Annotated in this window: 20 protein-coding genes and 1 pseudogene; 12 read left to right on the top strand and 9 right to left on the bottom strand. The window is 63.1% G+C overall.

All coding sequences use genetic code 11. From position 1 onward, the window contains the following. The first annotated feature begins 224 nt into the window (after positions 1 to 224). The 6 genes from NCR93_RS25110 to NCR93_RS25135 all read left to right on the top strand — a co-directional run bounded on the left by NCR93_RS25110 (position 225) and on the right by NCR93_RS25135 (position 4733). The gene (locus NCR93_RS25110; protein ID WP_175980567.1) at positions 225 to 1172 is read left to right on the top strand and encodes a GNAT family N-acetyltransferase; all 948 of its coding nucleotides are present in this window, start codon (positions 225 to 227) and stop codon (positions 1170 to 1172) included. Positions 1173 to 1263: 91 nt separating this feature from the next. Next, complete coding sequence (gene gbd / locus NCR93_RS25115) at positions 1264 to 2403, top strand: 4-hydroxybutyrate dehydrogenase (RefSeq protein WP_175980569.1); 1140 nt, start codon at positions 1264 to 1266, stop codon at positions 2401 to 2403. A gap of 112 nt (positions 2404 to 2515) precedes the next feature. Then, positions 2516 to 2722 (top strand): hypothetical protein, encoded by a 207-nt coding sequence (locus tag NCR93_RS25120; protein ID WP_175980571.1) that lies wholly within the window; start codon positions 2516 to 2518, stop codon positions 2720 to 2722. 132 nt (positions 2723 to 2854) lie between these two features. Next, complete coding sequence (locus NCR93_RS25125; protein ID WP_175980573.1) at positions 2855 to 3766, top strand: urea transporter; 912 nt, start codon at positions 2855 to 2857, stop codon at positions 3764 to 3766. After that, entirely contained in the window at positions 3744 to 4520 is a 777-nt protein-coding gene (locus NCR93_RS25130) for a class II aldolase/adducin family protein (RefSeq protein WP_175980575.1), read from the top strand. The genes NCR93_RS25125 and NCR93_RS25130 overlap by 23 nt, the downstream gene beginning before the upstream one ends. Positions 4521 to 4547: 27 nt before the next feature. Next, a complete protein-coding gene (locus NCR93_RS25135) occupies positions 4548 to 4733 on the top strand; it encodes a 4-oxalocrotonate tautomerase (protein WP_008347661.1) in 186 nt (61 codons plus the stop codon). Between the two features lie 42 nt (positions 4734 to 4775). Here the strand turns inward: NCR93_RS25135 and NCR93_RS25140 are convergent, their stop codons facing one another. The 5 genes from NCR93_RS25140 to NCR93_RS25160 form a co-directional block, all read right to left on the bottom strand. Beyond that, positions 4776 to 6953, bottom strand: coding sequence for a malate synthase G (locus NCR93_RS25140; RefSeq protein WP_175980577.1), 2178 nt, complete (start codon positions 6951 to 6953; stop codon positions 4776 to 4778). Between the two features lie 250 nt (positions 6954 to 7203). Beyond that, a complete protein-coding gene (locus NCR93_RS25145) occupies positions 7204 to 9435 on the bottom strand; it encodes a xanthine dehydrogenase family protein molybdopterin-binding subunit (RefSeq protein WP_008347664.1) in 2232 nt (743 codons plus the stop codon). Positions 9436 to 9445: 10 nt separating this feature from the next. Further along, positions 9446 to 10453 carry an FAD binding domain-containing protein gene (locus tag NCR93_RS25150; protein WP_008347665.1) on the bottom strand — a complete coding sequence of 336 codons (1008 nt, stop codon included), beginning with the start codon at positions 10451 to 10453 and terminating at the stop codon, positions 9446 to 9448. A gap of 10 nt (positions 10454 to 10463) precedes the next feature. Beyond that, positions 10464 to 10922, bottom strand: a complete 459-nt coding sequence (locus NCR93_RS25155) for a (2Fe-2S)-binding protein (RefSeq protein WP_008347667.1) — start codon at positions 10920 to 10922, stop codon at positions 10464 to 10466. A 659-nt stretch (positions 10923 to 11581) separates the two neighbouring features. Then, positions 11582 to 12898 carry an MFS transporter gene (locus tag NCR93_RS25160; RefSeq protein ID WP_008347670.1) on the bottom strand — a complete coding sequence of 439 codons (1317 nt, stop codon included), beginning with the start codon at positions 12896 to 12898 and terminating at the stop codon, positions 11582 to 11584. Positions 12899 to 13078: 180 nt separating this feature from the next. Between NCR93_RS25160 and NCR93_RS25165 the strand changes: the two genes are divergently transcribed. The 3 genes from NCR93_RS25165 (at position 13079) to NCR93_RS25175 (ending at position 16341) form a co-directional block, all read left to right on the top strand. Next, positions 13079 to 13975, top strand: a complete 897-nt coding sequence (locus NCR93_RS25165) for a LysR substrate-binding domain-containing protein (protein ID WP_175980581.1) — start codon at positions 13079 to 13081, stop codon at positions 13973 to 13975. Positions 13976 to 14070: 95 nt separating this feature from the next. Further along, positions 14071 to 15264 carry a M20 aminoacylase family protein gene (locus NCR93_RS25170; protein ID WP_008347674.1) on the top strand — a complete coding sequence of 398 codons (1194 nt, stop codon included), beginning with the start codon at positions 14071 to 14073 and terminating at the stop codon, positions 15262 to 15264. Positions 15265 to 15273: 9 nt separating this feature from the next. Beyond that, positions 15274 to 16341, top strand: coding sequence for a M14 family metallopeptidase (locus NCR93_RS25175; protein WP_008347675.1), 1068 nt, complete (start codon positions 15274 to 15276; stop codon positions 16339 to 16341). On the opposite strand, the gene NCR93_RS25180 is transcribed toward NCR93_RS25175, so the two are convergent. Continuing rightward, positions 16338 to 17210 carry an endonuclease/exonuclease/phosphatase family protein gene (locus NCR93_RS25180; RefSeq protein WP_175980583.1) on the bottom strand — a complete coding sequence of 291 codons (873 nt, stop codon included), beginning with the start codon at positions 17208 to 17210 and terminating at the stop codon, positions 16338 to 16340. The two genes, NCR93_RS25175 and NCR93_RS25180, sit on opposite strands and share 4 nt — an antisense overlap. Before the next feature lie 173 nt (positions 17211 to 17383). Here NCR93_RS25180 and NCR93_RS25185 point away from each other — a divergent pair, with 173 nt between their 5' ends. After that, on the top strand, positions 17384 to 17869 hold the full coding sequence (locus NCR93_RS25185; RefSeq protein WP_175980585.1) for a DUF4019 domain-containing protein: 486 nt from the start codon (positions 17384 to 17386) through the stop codon (positions 17867 to 17869). A gap of 7 nt (positions 17870 to 17876) precedes the next feature. On the opposite strand, the gene NCR93_RS25190 is transcribed toward NCR93_RS25185, so the two are convergent. Further along, positions 17877 to 18182 (bottom strand): high-potential iron-sulfur protein, encoded by a 306-nt coding sequence (locus NCR93_RS25190; protein ID WP_034471001.1) that lies wholly within the window; start codon positions 18180 to 18182, stop codon positions 17877 to 17879. 384 nt (positions 18183 to 18566) lie between these two features. On the opposite strand from NCR93_RS25190, the gene NCR93_RS25195 reads away from it, so the two are divergent. Both NCR93_RS25195 and NCR93_RS25200 read left to right on the top strand, forming a co-directional pair. Continuing rightward, the gene (locus tag NCR93_RS25195) at positions 18567 to 18710 is read left to right on the top strand and encodes a type II toxin-antitoxin system ParD family antitoxin (RefSeq protein WP_239294886.1); all 144 of its coding nucleotides are present in this window, start codon (positions 18567 to 18569) and stop codon (positions 18708 to 18710) included. 62 nt (positions 18711 to 18772) lie between these two features. Continuing rightward, positions 18773 to 19006, top strand: a pseudogene (locus NCR93_RS25200) (type II toxin-antitoxin system RelE/ParE family toxin); the annotation flags it as partial. 82 nt (positions 19007 to 19088) lie between these two features. On the opposite strand, the gene NCR93_RS25205 reads toward NCR93_RS25200, so the two are convergent. Together NCR93_RS25205 and NCR93_RS25210 are read right to left on the bottom strand one after the other, a co-directional pair. Then, positions 19089 to 19226: an MFS transporter small subunit gene (locus tag NCR93_RS25205; RefSeq protein ID WP_008347687.1), complete on the bottom strand. Its 138-nt coding sequence runs from the start codon at positions 19224 to 19226 to the stop codon at positions 19089 to 19091. Positions 19227 to 19247: 21 nt separating this feature from the next. Further along, the gene (locus NCR93_RS25210) at positions 19248 to 20645 is read right to left on the bottom strand and encodes an L-lactate MFS transporter (RefSeq protein ID WP_008347689.1); all 1398 of its coding nucleotides are present in this window, start codon (positions 20643 to 20645) and stop codon (positions 19248 to 19250) included. Positions 20646 to 20775: the final 130 nt, after the last annotated feature.

The raw sequence follows: 20775 nt of genomic DNA on the forward strand, positions 1-20775 counted from the left end.
TTAGGCAGCCCACGAACGACGAGAGGACTACCCAAATTGCGTGTGACCGCGGGCGTATCAGTAGCTGCTTTCTTTGCTTACTTTCTTTGCAGCAGCAAAGAAAGTGAGTGCCGCCCCGCACAGGGGCAGTGCTAATAGACCGACACGATTACAGGATTCCACGAAAGCACAAGCGAAACCAGAAGCGAAAGCCGAATACTTGAAGCAAATCCGGAGACTCACCGATGAACATACGTTTCGATCCCGAAGTAGCGGCGACTGTCGAACAATCGCCTGACCGCACGCTGACAGCGTGTCACACCGACGCGTTACTGACGGCCCTATGCGAAATCTACTGCAACGACCCTGAGCGCCGCACGGCAACGATCGCACTTCCACACGTTTCCAACGAAGCCCACCGCACAAGAACCTTCATCGCGCAAGCGCGAAATGAGAACCTGATCGACATCGCACAGCAGCACGAAGATCACCTTCTCCTGACGACATCACGCAAAACGTTCTGGCAAATCGCGCGCCCATGGCTCAAGGCGCCCGCATCGAGCGACACGCTGCTGCGCTATACACAAACCAACGGCGTCTCACATCCGCAAAGACCAAAGAACGCCGAAGGCACGATCTACGAACGTCACTTCCCGCAGATCGACATGACCTTCAGCCTGCGCACAGCTGACCCCGACGCCGATTCCGAAGTCTTCAGCGAATGGATGAATCTCGATCGCGTCGCATACTTCTGGGATCAGCGCGGCACGCGCGCCGAACACGCCGCTTATCTCGCGGAACGCCGCGAAGATCCGCACATGCATCCGATGATCGGCTATTTCGACGACAAGCCCTTCGGCTACTTCGAGTTCTATTGGGCGAAAGAAGATCGCCTGGGCCCGTTCTATGATGCAGGCGACTTCGATCGCGGACTGCATCTGCTGATCGGCGATGCGCAGTTCCAGAGCGCAGGCAAGCTCAAGGCATGGTGGAGCGGCGTGCTGCACTACATGTTCATCGACGATCCGCGCACGGAACGCCTCGTTGGTGAACCGCGCGTCGATCATGTGCGACATATCGCTTACATGCATCGCATGGGCTTTTATACGCTGAAGGAATTCGACTTTCCGCACAAGCGCGCCGCGCTCACCGTGATGGAACGCGAAAAGTTCTTCGACGATTTTCGCTTTTGACCGGCGTCGAGGGAAAGTTGTACCGGTAACAGCGCGCTCTTATACTGACGTCACCGCGCTGCCTCCGACCATAACCTTCCCTCAGACACCCATGCCCCTCATCAACTACATCACGCAGATTCAATTCGATTTCGGCGCGGTGCGCCTGCTTGCGGGCGAGTGCGAACGCATCGGCATTCATCGTCCGCTGATCGTGACCGATGCCGGCATCCGCGCGGCCGGCCTGCTCGACAAGGTGCTCGACGCGCTCGGTTCATCGTCGGCCGTACCCGTGTTCGATTCGACGCCGCCCAATCCGAACGAAGCCGCCGTGCGCGAAGCCGTCGCGATGTACAAGGAGAATCAATGCGACGGCGTGATCGCGGCGGGCGGCGGTTCATCGATCGATCTCGCGAAGGGCGTGGCCGTGTGCGCGACGCACGACGGTCCGCTACAAGGCTTCGCGGTCATCGAAGGCGGCCTCGCGCGCATCACGGCGAAGACCGCGCCCGTCATCGCCATTCCGACGACCGCGGGCACCGGCAGCGAAGTGGGCCGCGGCGCGATCCTGATTCTCGACGATGGCCGCAAGGTCGGCGTGATCTCGCCGCACGTCGTGCCGAAGGTCGCGATCTGCGATCCGGAACTGACGCTCGGCCTGCCGCCGATGCTTACCGCCGCGACCGGCATGGATGCCATCGCGCATTGCCTCGAAACGTTCATGGCGCCCGCGTTCAACGCACCCGCCGATGGCATCGCGCTCGACGGATTGTGGCGCGCGTGGCGGCACATCGAGCGCGCGACGCGGGACGGCTCCGATCGCACCGCGCGCTGGAACATGATGAGCGCATCGATGCAGGGCGCGCTCGCGTTCCAGAAGGGCCTCGGTTGCGTGCATAGCCTGAGCCACTCGCTCGGCGGCATCAATCCGAAACTGCATCACGGCACGCTCAACGCAATCTTTTTGCCGGCGGTGATCGCGTTCAACAGCAGCGCGCCGACGATGCGCGAAGAAGGCAAGCTCGACCGCATCGCGCAGGCAATGGGCCTGAGGTCCGGCGATGAGGTCGGCGGTGCGCTGCGCTCGATGACCGCGACGCTCGGCCTGCCACGTGGCCTCGCTGAACTCGGCGTGACGCGCGAGATGTTTCCGCGCATCATCGCGGGCGCGCTCAAGGATCACAGTCATAAGACGAATCCGCGCGAGGCGTCGAGCGCGGATTACGAGGCGATGCTCGAAACGTCGATGTGAAAAGGGCCGGAGCGCAACGACAGTAACGGCGTGTGATTTGCGGCATTGCAACAGCGAGATAGGGGAAAACCCTTAAGTCTGTTACAATGTCGCAAAGTTTGAGGAACAAATCATGCGCCGCCGCTACGAAGTGCTCGAAAAAATCGCTTTCACCTTGCTTACGCTTTCCGCTGTCATGGACGCCAGCTACATCACCTGGGAAAAACATCCGAATTTCCGCGAAAACGTCACGGAGATCGTGAAGATCAGCGCCGATCTGTCTTTGGCGAACCCGGGTGTCGGCGATTCGACGCCGCTGGTCCCGATGGCGTTCAACTAAGTTTCGGTTTTACCCGGCGCGACACTCGTCGCGCCTTCTGCGTCAAGCCACATACAGGTTATTCGGCCCGCCGCCGCACGGCGCGCGCCGGCTGCTTTATGCTGGCGGCTTTCCATGCCGTCGCCGTCCAGCATGTCCACCGCTCTCCAATCGAACGCCGCCTTCGGCGATCAACTGCGCAGCTTCGCTCGCGCGATGGGACAGATCGTCCTTCAGCGCAACGCCGCGACCGGCGCGCTGCTGTTCCTCGCGGTGCTCAGCGCGAGTCCGCGCCTCGCGTGCGGGCTTCTGATCGGCACGCTGACGGGCAATGTCATCAGCGTGATCGTCGAAAACGACGACGCACCCGCGTTCCGCGACGATCTCTACGGTTTCAACGGCGCGCTCGCGGCGCTCGCCGCATTCACGTTTCTCGACGATGCATCGCGCGCCGCGGCCGTCGCGATCGTCGCGGCGATGTTCGCCACTTTCCTCGCCAACGTGCTTTCGCGCGTGCTCTCGCGCTACCGGTTGCCGATCTTCTCCAGCCCCGCCATCATCGTGACGTGGTGCTGGCTGCCGCTTTTGACCGAGCGCGGCGACACGGGCGCGATTCCCCAAGTCGCCGCCGGTTTCATTCCAATGCTTCAGGCCGCGTTCGCGGGTCTCGCGCCGATCACCTTCGCGACCGGCGCGCTCACCGGCGCGCTGATCGCGGCGGGATTGTTCGCGTCGCGGCCCGCGCAGGCGGGCTGGGCGCTCGCGGGCAGTGCGCTCAGCGCCATGTTGCACGCACTCGGCGGTGCAAGCGATGCCGTCGTGCTCTCGGGCGCGTGCGGCTTCAATGCGGCGCTTGCGGCGCTCGCGGCCGCGAAGCTCGGCACGCGTTATGCGCTCGTCGCGATCGTCGCGGCGGTGCTGATCGAGCGCGTGATCGATTGCATCGGCATCGCTGCGTTGACCGCGCCGTTCGTGCTTGCGTCCTGGGCGGTGATTCTGCTCGAGCGGCGTCTGTCCGGATCATCCAAACAAGGAGACTCGCATGTCGTTCACCCACACGCCTGAGCGCAGGATCGCGGAAAGCGGGCCGCGATCGGCAGCCGAACAGGCCACGCGCGTCGATCTCGCGGCCGCGTATCGGCTCGTCGCGCTCAACGGCTGGGACGATGTCGTCTACACGCACATTTCCGCGAGCGTGCCGGGCGAGCCGGGGCGCTTTCTCATCAATCCGTTCGGGCTTTCGTTCGATGAAGTCACGGCGAGCAATCTCGTGAAGATCGATATCGACGGCAACGTGATCGGCGAGCGCGCGCATCCGGTGAACGCGACGGGCTTCGCGCTGCACGGCGCCGTCCATGCCGCGCGGGAGGACGCCGTGTGCGTGATGCATCTTCACGTGCGCGAGGCGATCGCGGTATCGACGCAACCGCACGGCCTGCTGCCCGCATCGCAACACGCGATGCGCTTTCATGGGCATCTCGCGTATCACGATTACGAAGGGCTCGCGTTCTCGCCGGCGGAAGGCGAGCGGCTCGTAAAAAGTCTCGGCGCGCATCGTGCGATGTTGCTGCGCAATCATGGACCGGTCACGCTCGGGCGCACGATCGCCGAGGCTTATGTGCTGATGGATATGCTCGTCAAGGCATGCGATATTCAGCTTCGCGCGCTTGCGGGCGTGGGCAAGATGATCGTGCCGACGCCGGAAGTCGTCACGCGCACCGCGGCGCAACTGCATGACGATGACGCCGTCGAAGGCGCGCTCGAATGGCCGGCGCTATTGCGCAAGCTCGATCGCATCGACGCGTCGTATCGCGACTAATACCGCTTTCAAAAGGAGATCAACGCAATGCCGACATTCAACATTCAACTGTTCGAAGGCCGCACGGTGGAAGAGAAGCGCAAGTTCGTCGAAGCGATCACGCGCACGACGTGCGAAACGCTCGGCTGCGAGCCGGGCTCGGTGGACATCATTCTGACGGACGTGAAACGCGAGAACTGGGCGACCGCGGGCAAACTCTGGTCGGAGCAGTGAAAGACAGCGCGCGCACGCCGATTCGTGCGCGCGCTTTGACCGTTACATCGATTCCTTCGCGGCGAGACGGAACTTGTGCAGCAGCGGTTCCGTATAGCCGCTCGGTTGCGTGCGCCCTTCGAAGACGAGCGCGCACGCGGCCTTGAATGCGAACGAACTGTCGAACGCGGGCGACATCGGGCGATAGTACGGATCGGCTTCATTCTGCTTGTCGACGACGGCGGCCATGCGTTCGAGCGTCGCGCGAACCTGCTCTTCCGTGACGATGCCGTGACGCAGCCAGTTCGCGATATGCTGGCTCGAAATGCGCAGCGTCGCGCGGTCTTCCATCAGGCCGACATCGTGAATGTCCGGCACCTTCGAGCAACCGACGCCCTGATCGACCCAGCGCACCACATAACCCAGAATGCCCTGCGCGTTGTTTTCGATTTCGTTCCTGATGTCGTCTTCCGACCATGACGGCTCGTCGACGACGGGAATCGTCAGCAAGCCATCGAGCAACTCGTTCTTCTGACTTTCGTAGTCGACGCTTTCGAGTTCCTGCTGAACCTGTTGCACGTCGACCATGTGATAGTGCAGCGCGTGCAGCGTGGCCGCGGTGGGCGAGGGCACCCATGCGGTGTTGGCGCCTGCCTTCGGATGCGCGATCTTCTGTTCGAGCATCGCGTGCATCAGATCGGGCATCGCCCACATGCCCTTGCCGATCTGCGCGCGACCGCGCAAGCCGGTGTTCAGGCCGACGAGCACATTGCTGCGTTCGTACGCGGCAATCCACTTAGAGGACTTCATGTCGCCCTTGCGCATCATCGGGCCGGCTTCCATCGACGAATGCATTTCGTCGCCGGTGCGGTCGAGGAAGCCCGTATTGATGAATGCGACGCGCGCGCCCGCCGCCGCGATACACGCCTTGAGGTTCACGCTCGTGCGTCGCTCTTCGTCCATGATGCCCATCTTGATCGTGTGACGCGGCAGGCCGAGCAGGTCTTCGACGCGCGTGAAGAGCTCGTCCGCGAACGCCACTTCGGCGGGGCCGTGCATCTTCGGCTTCACGATATAGATCGACCCCGTGCGCGAGTTCATCTTGTTCTTGAGATCGTGCATCGAGCCGAGCACGGTCATCACCGCATCGAGGATGCCTTCGGGAATCTCGTTGCCATCTCGGTCGAGCACCGCGGGATTCGTCATCAGATGGCCGACGTTGCGCACGAACAGCAGCGAACGTCCGTGCAGCTTGACGGTTCCGCCGTTCGGCGCGGCGTACTCGCGGTCCGGGTTCATCGCGCGCGTGAAGGTCTTGCCGTTCTTCGTGACCTGCTCGGCGAGATTGCCTTGCATCAGGCCGAGCCAGTTGCGATAGAGCTGCGTCTTGTCGGCGGCATCGACGGCCGCGACCGAATCTTCGCAATCGATGATCGTGCTCACGGCCGCTTCCATCAGCACGTCCTTCACGTGCGCCGCATCGGTCTTGCCGATGAAGTTGTCCGCGTCGATCTGAATCTCGAAGTGCAGGTCGTTGTGCTTGAGCAGAATCGCGGACGGGTCTTTCGCGTCGCCCTGAAAGCCCGCGAACTGCTCGGCGTTCGCAAGGCCGGTCTTGCCGCCGTCCTTCAGCGTGACGACGAGCTTGCCTTGCTCGACGCTATATTTGGTCGCGTCGGCGTGCGAGCCGTGATCGAGCGGGGCGTTGTCGTCGAGGAACGCGCGCGCATAGGCGATCACTTTCGCGCCGCGCTTCGGATTGAACTGCGCCGCGCGCTCGGCGCCGTCGTTTTCGTCGATGGCATCGGTGCCGTAGAGCGCATCGTAGAGGCTGCCCCAACGCGCGTTGGCCGCGTTGAGCGCATAGCGCAGATTCGACAGCGGCACGACGAGTTGCGGGCCGGCCTGCTCGGCGATTTCGCGATCGACATTGGCGGTGCTGGCCTTCACATGCGCGGGCGCGGGCACGATATAGCCGATCTCTTCGAGAAACTTGCGATAGGCGCGTAGATCGCGCACGGGGCCGGGGTTGCTGCGATGCCAGTTGTCGAGCTCGGTCTGGAGGCGGTCGCGTTCGGCGAGCAGTGCGCGGTTCTTCGGCGCGAGATCGTGAACGATGGCATCGAATCCCTTCCAGAAGGACGCGCTATCGACGCCCGTGCCGGGGATGGCTTCTTCGTCGACGAACTTCGCGAGATTCGCGTCGACCTGCAGGCCGTGTTGTTTGATCATGTCGTTCATGGGCACTCCGGCTGAGATGGCTGCTACACAGGGGTTTGGGGAATGGGCTGGTGCCTATGGTAGCGCGTCTTGGGGGAGGGGCGAAGCGTGGGGGAGGTGCAATGCGCGTGCCTGGACGGGCCGCCCGTTTAGCGTCCCGTGAGGGCGGGGTAGCCGTCGACGGATAGCGTTCTCAGTGCATCGGCCCGGCCTCCGCGCAAACAAACCGCGCGAAAAACCGGGCCGCTCGAACAGCGCGACGAGACCGACGCTACGCCTTCAACAAATCCTCGATCATCACCGGCAGCTTTCGCACACGCACGCCCGTCGCGTGATACACGGCACCCGTAATCGCCGCCGCGATGCCCGCCAGCCCGATCTCCGCGATGCCGCGCGCGCCCAGTTCGTTGAAGACCGTATCGGGATAATCGAGAAACGTGACGTCCATCTTCGGCGTATCCGCATTGGTCGCGACGACGTAATCCGCGAGGCTGCTGTTCACCGGCGCGCCGCTTCGTTCGTCGTATACCGTGTGCTCGAAAAGCGCCATGCCGACGCCCATCACGACCGCGCCTTCGATCTGATTACGCCCCGCGCGCGGATTCAGGATCTTGCCCGCATCGATCACGGTCACGACGCGGCTCACGCGCAGGCGCGCGGTCGCCGGCTCCCACGTCACCTCGGCGAAATGCGCGCCATACGAATGGATCGACCAGTCCTTCTTGAGCGGATCGTCGAAGCCGCCTTTCGCGCTGCCGCTGCCCGATGCCGCATGCAGTTTCGCCGCGTCGAGAATGCGCGCGAACGGCACGCCGCTTTCCGGCGCTTCGTTCTTGCGATGCACATGTCCGTTGCTCATCGCAAGCTCGTCGGCCTTCGCGCCCGCGAATGGCGATCCCTCGATCTTCGCGGCGCGCGCCAGCAGCGTCTTGATCGCCTCGCGCACCGCATCCGATACCGCCGGAATCACCGATGCCGTCGCCGCCGATCCGCCCGAAACAGGACCGAGCGGCAGCGCCGTATCGCCGAGGCCGACTTCGATCTTGTCGAGCGGGATGCCCGTATGTTCCGCGACGATCTGCGCGAGGATCGTGTACGTGCCCGTGCCGATATCCTGCGTGCCGCACGCGACGCGCGCGGTGCCGTCCGCACGAAGATCGACCGTCGCGTCCGCCGAGAAGCGCAGCCCCGGCCAACTGCACGCGCCCACGCCCCAGCCGAGCGTGAGGCCGTCGCGCTTCATCGAGCCTACGTCCGGCGTGCGCTTCGACCAGCCGAATTTCTCCGCACCGGTCTTCAGGCATTCGACGAAATGCCGCGACGAAAACGGCAAGCCGCTGCTTTCATCCACTTCGGGCTCGTTGCGCAGGCGCAGTTCGACCGGATCCATCTTCAACGCAATGGCCAGCTCGTCCATCGCCGATTCGAGCGCGAAGAGGCCGGGCACCGCGCCGGGTCCGCGCATCGACGTCGGCGAGCCGACATTGCGTTTCACCGTGCCGCCCGTCACGCGCAGATTGGGCGTGCTGTACATCGAAGGCGTCGCTTCGCCGCAATCTTCCGTGTAATCGTCGGCGATGGCCGCGTGATTCACGAAGTCATGCCGTAGCGACACGAGCTTGCCGTCCTGCGTCGCCGCGAGCCGCACGCGCTGCTGCGTGGTCGGCCTGTGCCCGACGTTCTGGAACATCATCTTGCGCGAGAGCACGAGCTTGACCGGGCGCTCCAGTTGGCGCGTCGCGGCCGCGGCGAGCAGCGAATGCGGCCACATCCACAGCTTGCCGCCGAAGCCCGAGCCGAGATAGCGCGAAATCACGCGCACTTTCTCTTTCGGCAGGCCCATCATCTGCATCAGCGTGCCCTGATGATTCGCGACCGCCTGGCTCGTTTCGTAGAACGTGTAGCTCTCGCCGTTCCAGTGCGCGATGGTCGCGTGCAGCTCGATCGGATTATGCGTTTCGACGGGCGTCACGTACGTTTCATCGATCTTCACGGGCGCATCGTCGAACGCCTTGTCGGGATCGCCGCGTTCGCTGTGCGTGTCGAGCTTGTCGCCGGCATCGAGCTTTGCGCTCACATCGTGCGGCGTCTTGTCGTAACTGACCTTGACCGCGGCAGCCGCGGCGCTCGCCGCTTCGAACGTCTCCGCAACGACGAGCGCGACATACTGCCCGTAATAGCGAATGATGTCGTCTTCGAAAGGCGGACGGTTTTCATCGACGTAGCCGGTATCGATCGAGTTGCCGGCGATGCGATAGAAGCGGCCGATATTGCCGCGATGAAGAATCAGCTTCACGCCGGGCATCGCTTGCGCGGCGGCGAATTCGAGCGACGTGATCCTGCCGCTCGCGATGGTGCTGCCGACCGGCACGGCATGGAGCATGCCGGGCAGATCGACGTCGGTCGTATAGGTCGCGCGGCCGCAAACCTTCAGCGGTCCGTCGATGCGCGACTGAGGCCGTCCGATGAATGCGGACGGTTTGATATCGGGCGCCGTGGACATGTCGCGATCCTCAGGAAGTTTGCGTGGTAACGAGCTTGAGCGTATGAACGATGCAGCGCTTCGACAACTCGACCTTGAAGCCGTTCTCGCTTTGCGGCTTCGCATCGGCGAGCGCAGCATCGGCAGCGCGTTTGAACGTGGCTTCATCGGGCGTCGCGTTCATCAGCTCCTTCTCCGCTTCACGCGAGCGCCACGGCTTCGTGCCGACGCCGCCGAGCGCGACGCGCGCATGCTCGATGCGCCCGTCCTTCACGCCGATCACGACACCCGCCGACGCCAGCGCGAACTCGTACGATGCGCGATCGCGCAGCTTCAGATAAGCCGAGCGCGCGCCGTCGACCGGCGGCGGCAATGTGACATGCGTGACGAGATCGCCGGCATCGAGCACGTTCTCGCGATCGGGCGTCGTGCCCGGCAACAGGAAGAACTCGTCGATGGGGATCGCGCGCTTGCCGCCCGTGCCTTCGACGTGGATCGTCGCTTCGAGCGCCTGCAACGCGACGCACATGTCCGACGGATTGCTCGCGATGCACGATTCGCTCGTGCCCATGATCGCCATCATGCGATTGAAGCCCTGAATCGCGGAGCAGCCGCTGCCGGGCTCGCGCTTGTTGCACGGCGAGGTCGTATCGCGGAAGTACACGCAACGCGTGCGCTGCAGGATGTTGCCGCCCGTCGTCGCCATGTTGCGCAACTGCACCGACGCGCCCGCGAGCACCGCTTGCGACAGCACCGCATAACGATCGCGGATCAGCGGATGATGCGCGAGATCGGAGTTGCGCGAAGTCGCGCCGATACGCACGCCGCCGTCCTTCGTTTCCTCGATCTTGTCGAGCGGCAAACGGCTGATATCGACGACGCGCATCGGCCGCTCGACGTTGAGCTTCATCAGATCGAGCAGCGTCGTGCCGCCCGCGAGAAAGCGCACTTCGGCGCCTTGCTGCGCGGTATGCGCGAGCGCGCCCGCATTGATCGCGTCGCGCATGTCGCGCGCGCGAGAGAGCTGGAACATATCCATGTCGCTCTCCTTATTTTGACGACGGCTTGTTCGCGCGCACCGACTGGATCGCGCTGACGATGTTCTGATACGCGCCGCAGCGGCACAGGTTGCCGCTCATCGCTTCGCGCACGTCGTCGTCGCTCGGGCCGATCGGTTCATCGAGCAGCGCGACCGCCGACATCAACTGGCCGGCCGTGCAGTAGCCGCACTGATAGCCGTCGCATTCGACGAACGCGGCCTGCAACGGATGCAGTGCCTCGATTTCGCCGATGCCTTCGATGGTCGTGACGGTGTCGCCCTCGCACGCGGCGGCGAAGCACAGACACGAGTTCACGCGGCGTCCGTTCACATGAACGGTGCATGCGCCGCATTGGCCGTGATCGCAGCCTTTCTTCGTGCCGGTCAAATGAAGATGCTCGCGCAATGCATCTAAAAGCGTGGTGCGGGGGTCGAGGGAAAGCGTTTCGCTGCGGCCGTTGACGGTCATGGTGAAGCTGACGGTCGAGTCGCCTGCGGTTGCGGCTTGAAGCGTCTTGTTCGGTGTATCGGCGTGCGTGGTTTTCGATTGGGGGATGGGACGTTGTGGCATCGGGCAATCTCCTGGAATTGCGCAGCAAGCTGCTGCACGAATGCGGCGATGAAGCGGCGGAACATGAGAGAGGCGAAGATGCGGCGAAGCGTGTCGCGCGCCGGTGGCGCGGAGGAACGGCGGCGAAAAGGGTCTGCGCGGCGGCGCAGGACTTTCGTGCGCCGGCAATGCGGCGAAAGACGACACTCAGCCAGTATAGGCATCCGCCGCGAAACTTTCTCGATCGAAAGCCCGCGCGGGCCGCGAGATTCTGAAGGGGCACGAAGCATGCCCGCAGCCGATGAAAGCCTTCAGTGCGAAATCAGGCCGCGCGCGAAAACGGAAAGGATGGACACGCCGACCGTCGTGAAGAGAACGAGCACGACGAGGATCACGATCATGCGGAGAATCATCTGCATCGCGTCGCTCCAAAAAAAAAATGGCCGCTTGCGCGGCCGGAAGGAGGGTGGGTCGGTCAGACTTCAGATTAAGCGCGCTTCCTTAAATCAGACTTAAGCGTGCGGGACTTCCATGCGGGCCGTCCATTCTCCTTCCTTTGGGAACGGGATGCAGCGAACTTACCGCAGCGCCTCGCTGTATCGGTCGCGCAGCGGGAAGATCGTCACGAGCGCGACCGCGCTGCCGAAGATCACGTAGTAGCAGATCGACAGCGGATCGCCCGTGGTCATCGTGAGCCATTGCACGATCGCGGGCGCGAAGCCGCCGAAGATCATCACCGCGACGTTGTAGCTCACCGAGATGCCGGTCGAACGCACGCTCGAAGGAAGCAGCTCGGAGATGAACGCCGGATAGCAGCCCTGAAAGATGCCGAGATAAGTCATCAAAAGCGCCTGACACACGATCAGCATCGGCAGGCTCGGATGCGCGGTGAGCACGGCGAAGATCGGATATGCGGTGACGAGCGACAGCGTGAGCGCGGTCGCCATCAGCTTCTTGCGGCCGATACGGTCCGAGAGCCGGCCGAATATCGGACAGCAGACGAGATAGACGAGCGCGCCGATCGTCGAGCTGATGAGGCCGTCGGTGAGCGCCATGTGCAGCACGCGCGTAGCGTGCGTCGGCAGATACAGCAGGAAGATGTACGTGCCGATGGTGCCGAACACCGTCAGGCCGAAGCCAGCGAGCACGGACATCCAGTGTTTCGTGGCGGTATCGCGGATCGGGCGCGTGCTCAGTTCGTTCTTTTGCGCCTTCTCGACGAAGACCGGCGATTCATCGAGCTTCGAGCGCAGATACAGGCCGACGGGCACGATCAGAAGACCGATCACGAACGGAATGCGCCAGCCCCAGCTATTCAGATGTTCGGGACTCAGCGTGCGCGTGAGCACGGCGCCGAAAAACGAGCCGGCGAGACTCGCGGCGGCCTGCGCGACCATCTGGAAGCTGCCGAAATAACCGCGCTTGTTGGCGGGCGCGTATTCGACGAGAAACGCCGTCGCGCAGCCGACTTCGCCGCCTGCGGAGAAGCCCTGAATCAGGCGGCCGAGCAGCATCAGCAAGGGCGCGGCGATGCCGATTGCCGCATATGTCGGCGCGAACGCGATGATCGCGATGCCGACCGCCATCAGCGAAATCGTGAGCGTGAGCGCTGATTTGCGTCCGACGCGATCCGCGACCGCGCCCAAGACGATGCCGCCGAGCGGACGCGTCAGAAAGCCGACGCCGAAAGTCGCCCAAGTCGCGAGCAGTGAAATAGTGGGATTCGTTGCGGGAAAGTACAGCTTGGCGATGATGACGGCGAAGAAGCCGTAAACCATGAAGTCGAACCATTCGAGCGCGTTGCCGATGGTCGATACGACGATCGCTCGTCGGCCGGAAAGATTCGATGCGGCGTTTTGTTCGGCCGCGTGCGCTGCAGGTAGTACGGTGCTCATCGAATGTACTCCATGAGGTTTTCTCGTTGACGACATCCGCTTCTCGGATGACTCGCTTCGAACGGAGCGAGCCGCTGCAACACGCAAACATTACGCCGAGTTGAAATAAGAAAATATAGAATTTCTGAACTGACACACAAGCAAACCTGATCGAACGATCCGGGATAACCCTCACGCACGATGAGCAATATCCGCTTTTTGCGCACGTTTATCGCTGTCGCGCGTTACGGTTCTTTCGCCGCCGCCGCGGAAAAAGTCGCGCTCACGCAGGCCGCCGTCAGCATGCAGATGCAGTCGCTCGAAGACGATCTGAAGCGGCCGCTGTTCGATCGCGTCGGGCGCACGAACCGGCTGACGAGCATCGGCAAGCAGGTGTTGCCGCAAGCGGAGCGCATCGTCGCGCTGTACGACAGCATGCGTCTCACCGGTCTCGATGATGAAATCGCCGGATCGGTTTCCATCGGCGCGGTCGATTCGGCGATGGGCGCGCTCGCATCCGTCGTCACCGAATTGAAAGGTCAGTATCCACGGCTCGATGTGCGGCTCTTCACCGGCAAGGCGCTCGCGCTCGCGCCGCAAGTCGAGGCGGGCGAGATCGATGCGGCGGTGATCGTCGAGATGGCGGGCAAGACGCCGGCGAGCCTCAACTGGACGCCGCTCTATTCGGAACCGCTCGTCGCGATCGGTTCGCCGGGCGCCGTGGCCGCGAATGCCGCCGAGATGCTGGCGAGCCGTCCGTTTCTGCGCTTCGAGCGCGCGCAGCGCACCGGCGCGCTGATCGATCGCGCGTTGAAGCACAACCGCCTCGCGGTGAACGAGTTCCTCGAACTCAATTCCCTCGAAGTGATCGTCGAGCTCGTGCGGCAGGATGCGGGCGTCTCGGTCGTGCCGTTGCTCGAATACGGCTCGTGGGCGAGCGATCCCGCATTGCGCGTGATATCGCTTGCGAAGAACACGCCGCGCCGTGTCGTCGGCATGCTGGAGCGCAAGATCCACGATCGTCACGCGGTGATGAGCATCGTGCAGGAACGCATACGGATGCGTTCGCACGGCGCGATCGAGCCGAGTGAAAGCTAAAGCTTTCCTTAAGTCACGGACAAGGAATATCAGCTTTCCCTGTGAATTGCGGCCATCGACAATGCTTCGGTCACTCAACAACGCAAGAGGAAAGCATGTCGATCATTCCCGAGATCGCGCAGTCGCGCGACGAGATTCAGGCCATTCGCCGCGATATCCACGCGCATCCCGAACTCTGCTATGAAGAAGCGCGCACGGCGGAGCTCGTCGCTCGGAAGCTCGAAAGCTGGGATATCGAAGTGACGTGCGGACTCGGCAAGACGGGCGTCGTCGGCGTGTTGAGGAAAGGCGCGAGCAAACGTGCGATCGGCCTGCGCGCCGACATGGACGCGTTGCCCATTCCCGAGCTGAACACGTTCGCGCACGCATCGCGCCACGAGAACAAGATGCATGCGTGCGGTCACGACGGACACACCGCGATGCTGCTCGGCGCGGCGCAATATCTCGCGAAGCATCGCGACTTCGACGGCACCGTCGTCTTCATCTTTCAGCCTGCCGAAGAAGGCGGCGGCGGCGCGAAAGCGATGATCGAAGATGGCCTGTTCGAGCGCTTTCCGGTCGATGCCGTGTTCGCGCTGCACAACTGGCCGGGCATGCCGGCGGGCGGATTCGGTGCGCGCGTCGGCGCGACGCAGGCATCGAGCAACGAGTTCGAGATTCGTATCGAAGGCGTGGGCGCGCATGCGGCGATTCCGCACGATGGCGTCGATCCCGTGTTCACCGCGCTGCAGATCGGCACGGGCCTGCAGAGCATCGTGACGCGCAACAAGCGGCCGATCGACGCCGCCGTGCTCTCGATCACGCGCATGCAGGCAGGCCACGCGGTCAACGCGATCCCGACGACCGCGACGCTCGCGGGGACCGTTCGCACGTTTTCCGTCGACGTGCTCGATCTCATCGAGACGCGCATGAAGGAGATCGTCGCGGCGACGGCGGCCGCGTATCGCTGCAAGGCCGAAGTCAGTTTCGTACGCAACTATCCGCCGACGGTGAACACGCAAGCGGAAACGGACTTCGCACTCGGCGTGATGCGCGATGTCGCCGGCGCGGACAAAGTGAACACGAACGTCGATCCGACGATGGGCGCGGAGGACTTCTCGTACATGCTGATGGAGCGTCCCGGTTGCTATGCGTATATCGGCAATGGACTGGGCGCGCATCGCGATCACGGTCACGGAATCGGACCCTGCATGCTGCATAACAGCAGCTACGATTTCAACGACGATGTACTCACGCTAGGCTCGACGTATTGGGTGCGGCTCGTCGAGAAGTTTCTCGCGCGCGTCTGAGGACGCGACATGTTTTCATCGACGTATCGCGAAGCGCGCCAGAGATTTCTCGATACCGCCGCCGCGCGAAAACTCGCTGTCGATACGCGCGTGCTCGAAGGCTTCGATGGTCTGGAAGGCGAGACGCTCGCAACCGATGTCGTTCGCATCGGTCCCAAAGATGCAAAGCGCCTGCTCGTGCTCACGTCCGGCACGCACGGCGTCGAAGGCTTTTGCGGCTCGGGCGCGCAGATCGCGTTGATGCGCGATGAAGTATTGCCGGCGTTGATGGACAAGCTCGACGTCGCAATGCTGCTCGTTCATGCGATCAATCCGTATGGCTTTTCCTATCTGAGCCGCACGACGGAGGGCAATGTCGATCTGAATCGCAACAGCGTGAATTTCGATGCGCCGTTGCCGCAGAATCCCGGCTACGCGGAACTGCACGACTTGCTGATTCCCACGAGCTGGCCGCCCGACGAAGCGAATATCGCGGCGATTCGCGCGTATATCGGCAGGCATGGACAATGGGCTTATCAGCAAGCGGTCACAACCGGTCAGTACACGCATGCGCAAGGCATGTTCTATGGCGGCGCGGAAACGGCGTGGAGCACGCGCACCATGCGCAATCTGCTCGCGGAATACGGCGAGACGTGCACGGCGATCGGCTGGATCGATTTTCATACGGGACTCGGGCCGAGCGGCTTCGGCGCGAAGATATGCGTCGGCGATGTCGCGCGTGCGCGGCGCTGGTGGGGCGCGGACGTGACGAGTCCGTCGGATGGTACGTCGATCGCGGCCGATGTAGCCGGTCCGTTGCTCGATACGTTGCGGCAGACGTGCGCCCATGCGGCGATCGCATCGATCGCGATCGAGTACGGAACGGTGCCGCTCACCGACATGCTCGACATGCTGCGCGCGGACGTCTGGGTGCGTCATCATCCCGATGCGCCCGACGCATTGAAAGCCGGCATTCGCCGCCAGATTCGCGCGGCCTTCTACATCGACGACGATATCTGGCGCGGCATGATCGCGGGTCAGGCGCGCGCTGCCGTGTTGCAGGCGCTATACGGGTTGTCGCGCGAAGAGGGCGCTTAATGCAGTTCGAGCCACATCGGCTGATGATCCGATGAACGGCTCGACTGATCCGCTTCGCATCCGGCGATGCGCGCCTTCAGGTCTTCGCTCACGAAGATGAAGTCGCATGCGAACGGGCCATCGGGCCACTGGTCGCGATCGTACAGGCCGACGGTGGCCGCGCGCGGCTCGTTCGGATGCGCGCAAGTCCATGCATCGACGAACGCGGGCGCATCGGCAATCGGTTCGAGCATCGCGCGATACGCCGATCCATCGAACGCGCTGTTGAAGTCGCCGCAGACGATGGCGGACACGGGCCGCGCGGTATCGGCGAACGGGCTCGCCTGACTCTCGGCCTTCGCGGGCTGACGCTCGTGCGCGCACGCTTCGGCGTGAAGCTCGCGCAGACGCGCGACTTGTGCGAGACGTTGCTTCTCCGAATAGAACTCGAGATGCGTGCTGACGATGCGCAAAGGTCCGACGTCGGTCTCGATGACGGCTTCGAGCGCGACGCGAAGCATCGACGGCTTCGCGGGATCGGCAGGCCACGGCAGCGAATGGCGCAACACCTGGCGCACCGGCAGACGGCTCACGATCGCGTTGCCGAACTGACGGCGCGCGATGCCCGCACCGACTGGCGGAAGATCGGAGCCGATTCCGTCGATGACCGTCGCGCCGGGAATCAGCGCTTCGAGCTCGGCGAACTGGTCGGCGCCGGGGCCGCCTTTGAGTCCGCCGGCCTGCTCGCTTTCGTGAAAGCCGCGCGTCACTTCCTGCAGACAGAGGACGTCGAAGTCGTGCAGGGCTTTCGCCTCGGCGACGATGCGCGCGAGATCGACGCGGCCATCCACGCCGCGTCCCCATTGGATGTTCCAGTCGACGAGTCGCATGGTGAACCTCGACGGTAGCGTCGGATGTTGACGTTCGCTATTCCGGCAGCAAGGCGTGTGCTTGCCCGGCAACGGACGCCGGAACCGCCAAATTCTGAAAATAAGTATTTCTTACCGTAGGCAGCCTGGGCGGCGATACAATCGGCGCCAAAGAACCTCACGTCGTCCGAATCATGAAAGCAAGCATCCGTTTTTCGCTGGCTGCGTTCCTGCTGATATCGAGCAGCATTGCGTGCCACGCTCAGGAAACTCAATCTTCGACGACTCGTTCGCTCACGAAGGAGCAGCAGGCCGCGCTCGACAAACAGGATCAGGACATCGCGCAGGTTGCGTCGCAGATCATCGCGTTGATCGATCAAAACCGGGCGGGCGACGTGTGGGACCAAGCCTCGCCCATCGCAAAGCAGATCATTTCCCGCGACGACTTCATGAAGAAGGTCGCGCGCGACCGTTCGCCGCTCGGCGCGCCGGGACTGCGCATGCCGATGGGCGTCAAGCACTACCGTTATGACGGCACGGGCAACATGCCCGCGGGCGCGTACATCAACATTCTCTTCGACACTCAGTTCGGCCAGGCGAGTCAGTCGTCGCGAGAAATGGTGACCTTCATTCTCGACTCGGACAAGGTCTGGCGTTTCGTCGGCTATTCGGTGCGCTGAAGCCGCGTCACATGTTCGTCCACGACGAGCACCATCCTTTTCCGGCTACCAGCTTGTCGCCGAAGAGCGTGCAACCGCCCCAGGCATCGCTCGCTTTGCCCTGATACAGCGAGCAGTTCGCGCAGGTTTGATCGGCGGCGAAGTTCGGGTACTTCGCTTTGTCCACTTTCGCGGCGTTCTCCTTATAGCCGACGGCGACCGCCGCCGGATCGGATTCGCTTAAGTGCGGCGCATCGGCGCGTGCTCGCGAGAGCCATAGCGCCGTGCCCGCGCCGATGCTGACAACCATGAAGTTGCGGCGGGACGTGTTCATTGTCGTGGACCGGTTGTTCGTTTGTGGGATGTCGTCGCGCGCTCTCGGGCGCTAGTCGAACGATACGCCCACGTTGGCGAATCGAACGAGCGGTCGGTTTCCTCGGTCATCGCGCCGCCAACGTCGTTCATTGCATCGCGCTAAACCTTTGCGGGCGCGTGCCGTAAATCAGGCCAGAACGTAGTTGCAATCGTGTGGATCACCCCTGCGGCGCCCCGGCCGCGGATCAATTCGAAGGAGAACAACCGTGAGTGAACTCGACTGGATGATGGCCGGCGTTTATATGGCAGCGCTTGTGTGCGGCACGCTTTTCATGAGCGTCCTCGCGCGCCGCAGCTTGAACAAGGTGGAGGATCGCGGGCACTGAGCATTCCGGAAGCATCGGTGCACGACGTCCCCGTCGCTGGCGAACAGGAAGCGAAGCTCGATGCGTTGCGCTCGGCGCTCGAAGCCGGCGAGCGCTCCGGCCCCGCCAAGCCGCTGGATTTCGATGCCTTCATCGCTTGCAAGCGCAAGTCCGCTCGGTGAGGCAGTGCGTATTCACGCCTGCCGCCGTCCAGGATCTGGACGGCATCTGAGACTACACGTTCGAGAAGTGGGGGCCGGCTCAGGCGGAGCGCTATCTGCGCATGATTCAGGACACAGTTACCGGACTCGGTAAGGGCAGACAACGCAGCCTGTCCGCAGAACACGTTCGGCCCGGTTATCGCAAGGCGCTCGTCGGAATGCACATGCTTTTCTTCCAGGAGGCCGCGGGCACGATCCAGATCCTGCGCGTTCTCCATCAGATGGATTTGCCCGCTCATCTCGGCGAAGCCGAATAGCATTGACGTCAAGAAACAAAACGCGCGCCGTGAGCCGATTCAAACATCGGCCATCCGGCGCGCGTGGACTTCACCTACAGAATTACTGGAACAGCTTGACGGCCTGCGAGAGCGTATTGGTCACGCCCCATGCGAGCGGAATCAGCACGTAGGCCCAGAACACCAGGAGCAACCCCTTGTTCGACGGATGCACTTGCTGAGTTTCGATGCGGTCATTCATCGCGGATCTCCTCGTTGATTCCTAGATTGCGGTCTGCGCCGACGTGTTCATGTGATGCTTCTCATGCACGCGCGAGACGAGCAGATTGCAGACGAAGCCGATCACCAGCAGCGCCGCCATGATATGCAGCGTCATCGTGTACGCCTCTGCGCCCACGACGCCGTGCGAAACCTGGAACGCGCGCACGTAGTTGACGAGCACCGGACCCGCGACGCCCGCCGCCGCCCACGCGGTGAGAAGCCGGCCGTGAATGCCGCCGACGAAAGCCGTGCCGAACATGTCGGCGAGATACGCGGGAATCGTCGCGAAGCCGCCGCCGTACATCGAAAGGATGATGCCGTACGCCAACACGAAAAGCGCGATATTGCCGGAGCCCGCGAATTGCGGCACAAGGAAATACAGCACCGCGCCGAGCGTGAAGAACACGAAGTACGTATTCTTGCGGCCGATCCAGTCCGACGCCGACGCCCACGCGAATCGCCCGCCCATGTTGAAGAGCGACAGCAGCCCGACGAAGCCCGCCGCCGCGCCCGCCGTGATCGACGCCTTGAAGCTTTCCTGGATCATCACCGACGCCTGGCCGAGCACGCCGATGCCGGCCGTCACGTTCAGGAACAGCACGAGCCACAACAGATAGAACTGCGGCGTCTTCAGCGCCTGATCGATATGCACGTGGTTCTTCGTGATCATCTTGTTGGACGTCGCGGGCGGCGTCCAGCCAGCCGGCTTCCAGTCCGCCGGCGGGATGCGGATCGCGAGCGCGCCGATCGTCATCGAGATGAAATAGAGCACGCCGAGCACGAGGAACGTCTCGGCAACGCCCGAGCTCGTCGCGCTCTTGAAGTGGTTCATCAGCGCGACGGAGCCGGGCGCCGCGATCATCGCGCCGCCGCCGAAGCCCATGATCGCCATGCCGGTCGCCATGCCGCGACGGTCCGGAAACCAGCGTATCAGCGTCGAAACCGGCGACACATAGCCGAGCCCGAGCCCGATGCCGCCGATCACGCCATAGCCGAGATACAGCAGCCAGATCTGATGCAGATAGACGCCGAGCGCCGAGACGAGAAAGCCGCCGCCGAAGCAGCAGGCCGCGGTGAACATCGTGCGGCGCGGGCCGACTTTTTCCAGCCACTTGCCCGCGAATGCCGCCGACAAGCCCAGAAACACGATCGCGAGCGAGAAAATCCAGCCGAGCGTGGTCAGCGACCAGTCATCCGGCGCGGACTTCGTGATACCGATAACCTTCGTGAGCGGCGCATTGAACACCGAGAACGCATATGCCTGCCCGATGCACAGATGAACAGCCAGCGCGGCGGGCGGCACCATCCAGCGCGAGAATCCGGGCCGGGCGATGGTCGCCTCCTTGGAAAAGAAATTTGTCGGGCCGTGGGCGGCCCCTTGATTGATTGTGCTGTTCATTGTGGTCTCCGTGGCGCGTCATGCATGCACGTGCGCGCACATCGTTTACTTTGACGTGCCGTCCGGGGTCGCCGGACAGCAGCCCGCCGTGGTCATGCGCTCGGCGATACGGTCCGCATCGCGCGCTCGC

The organism is Caballeronia sp. ATUFL_F1_KS39 (assembly GCF_023630985.1).
Taxonomy (GTDB): Bacteria; Pseudomonadota; Gammaproteobacteria; order Burkholderiales; family Burkholderiaceae; genus Caballeronia; species Caballeronia zhejiangensis.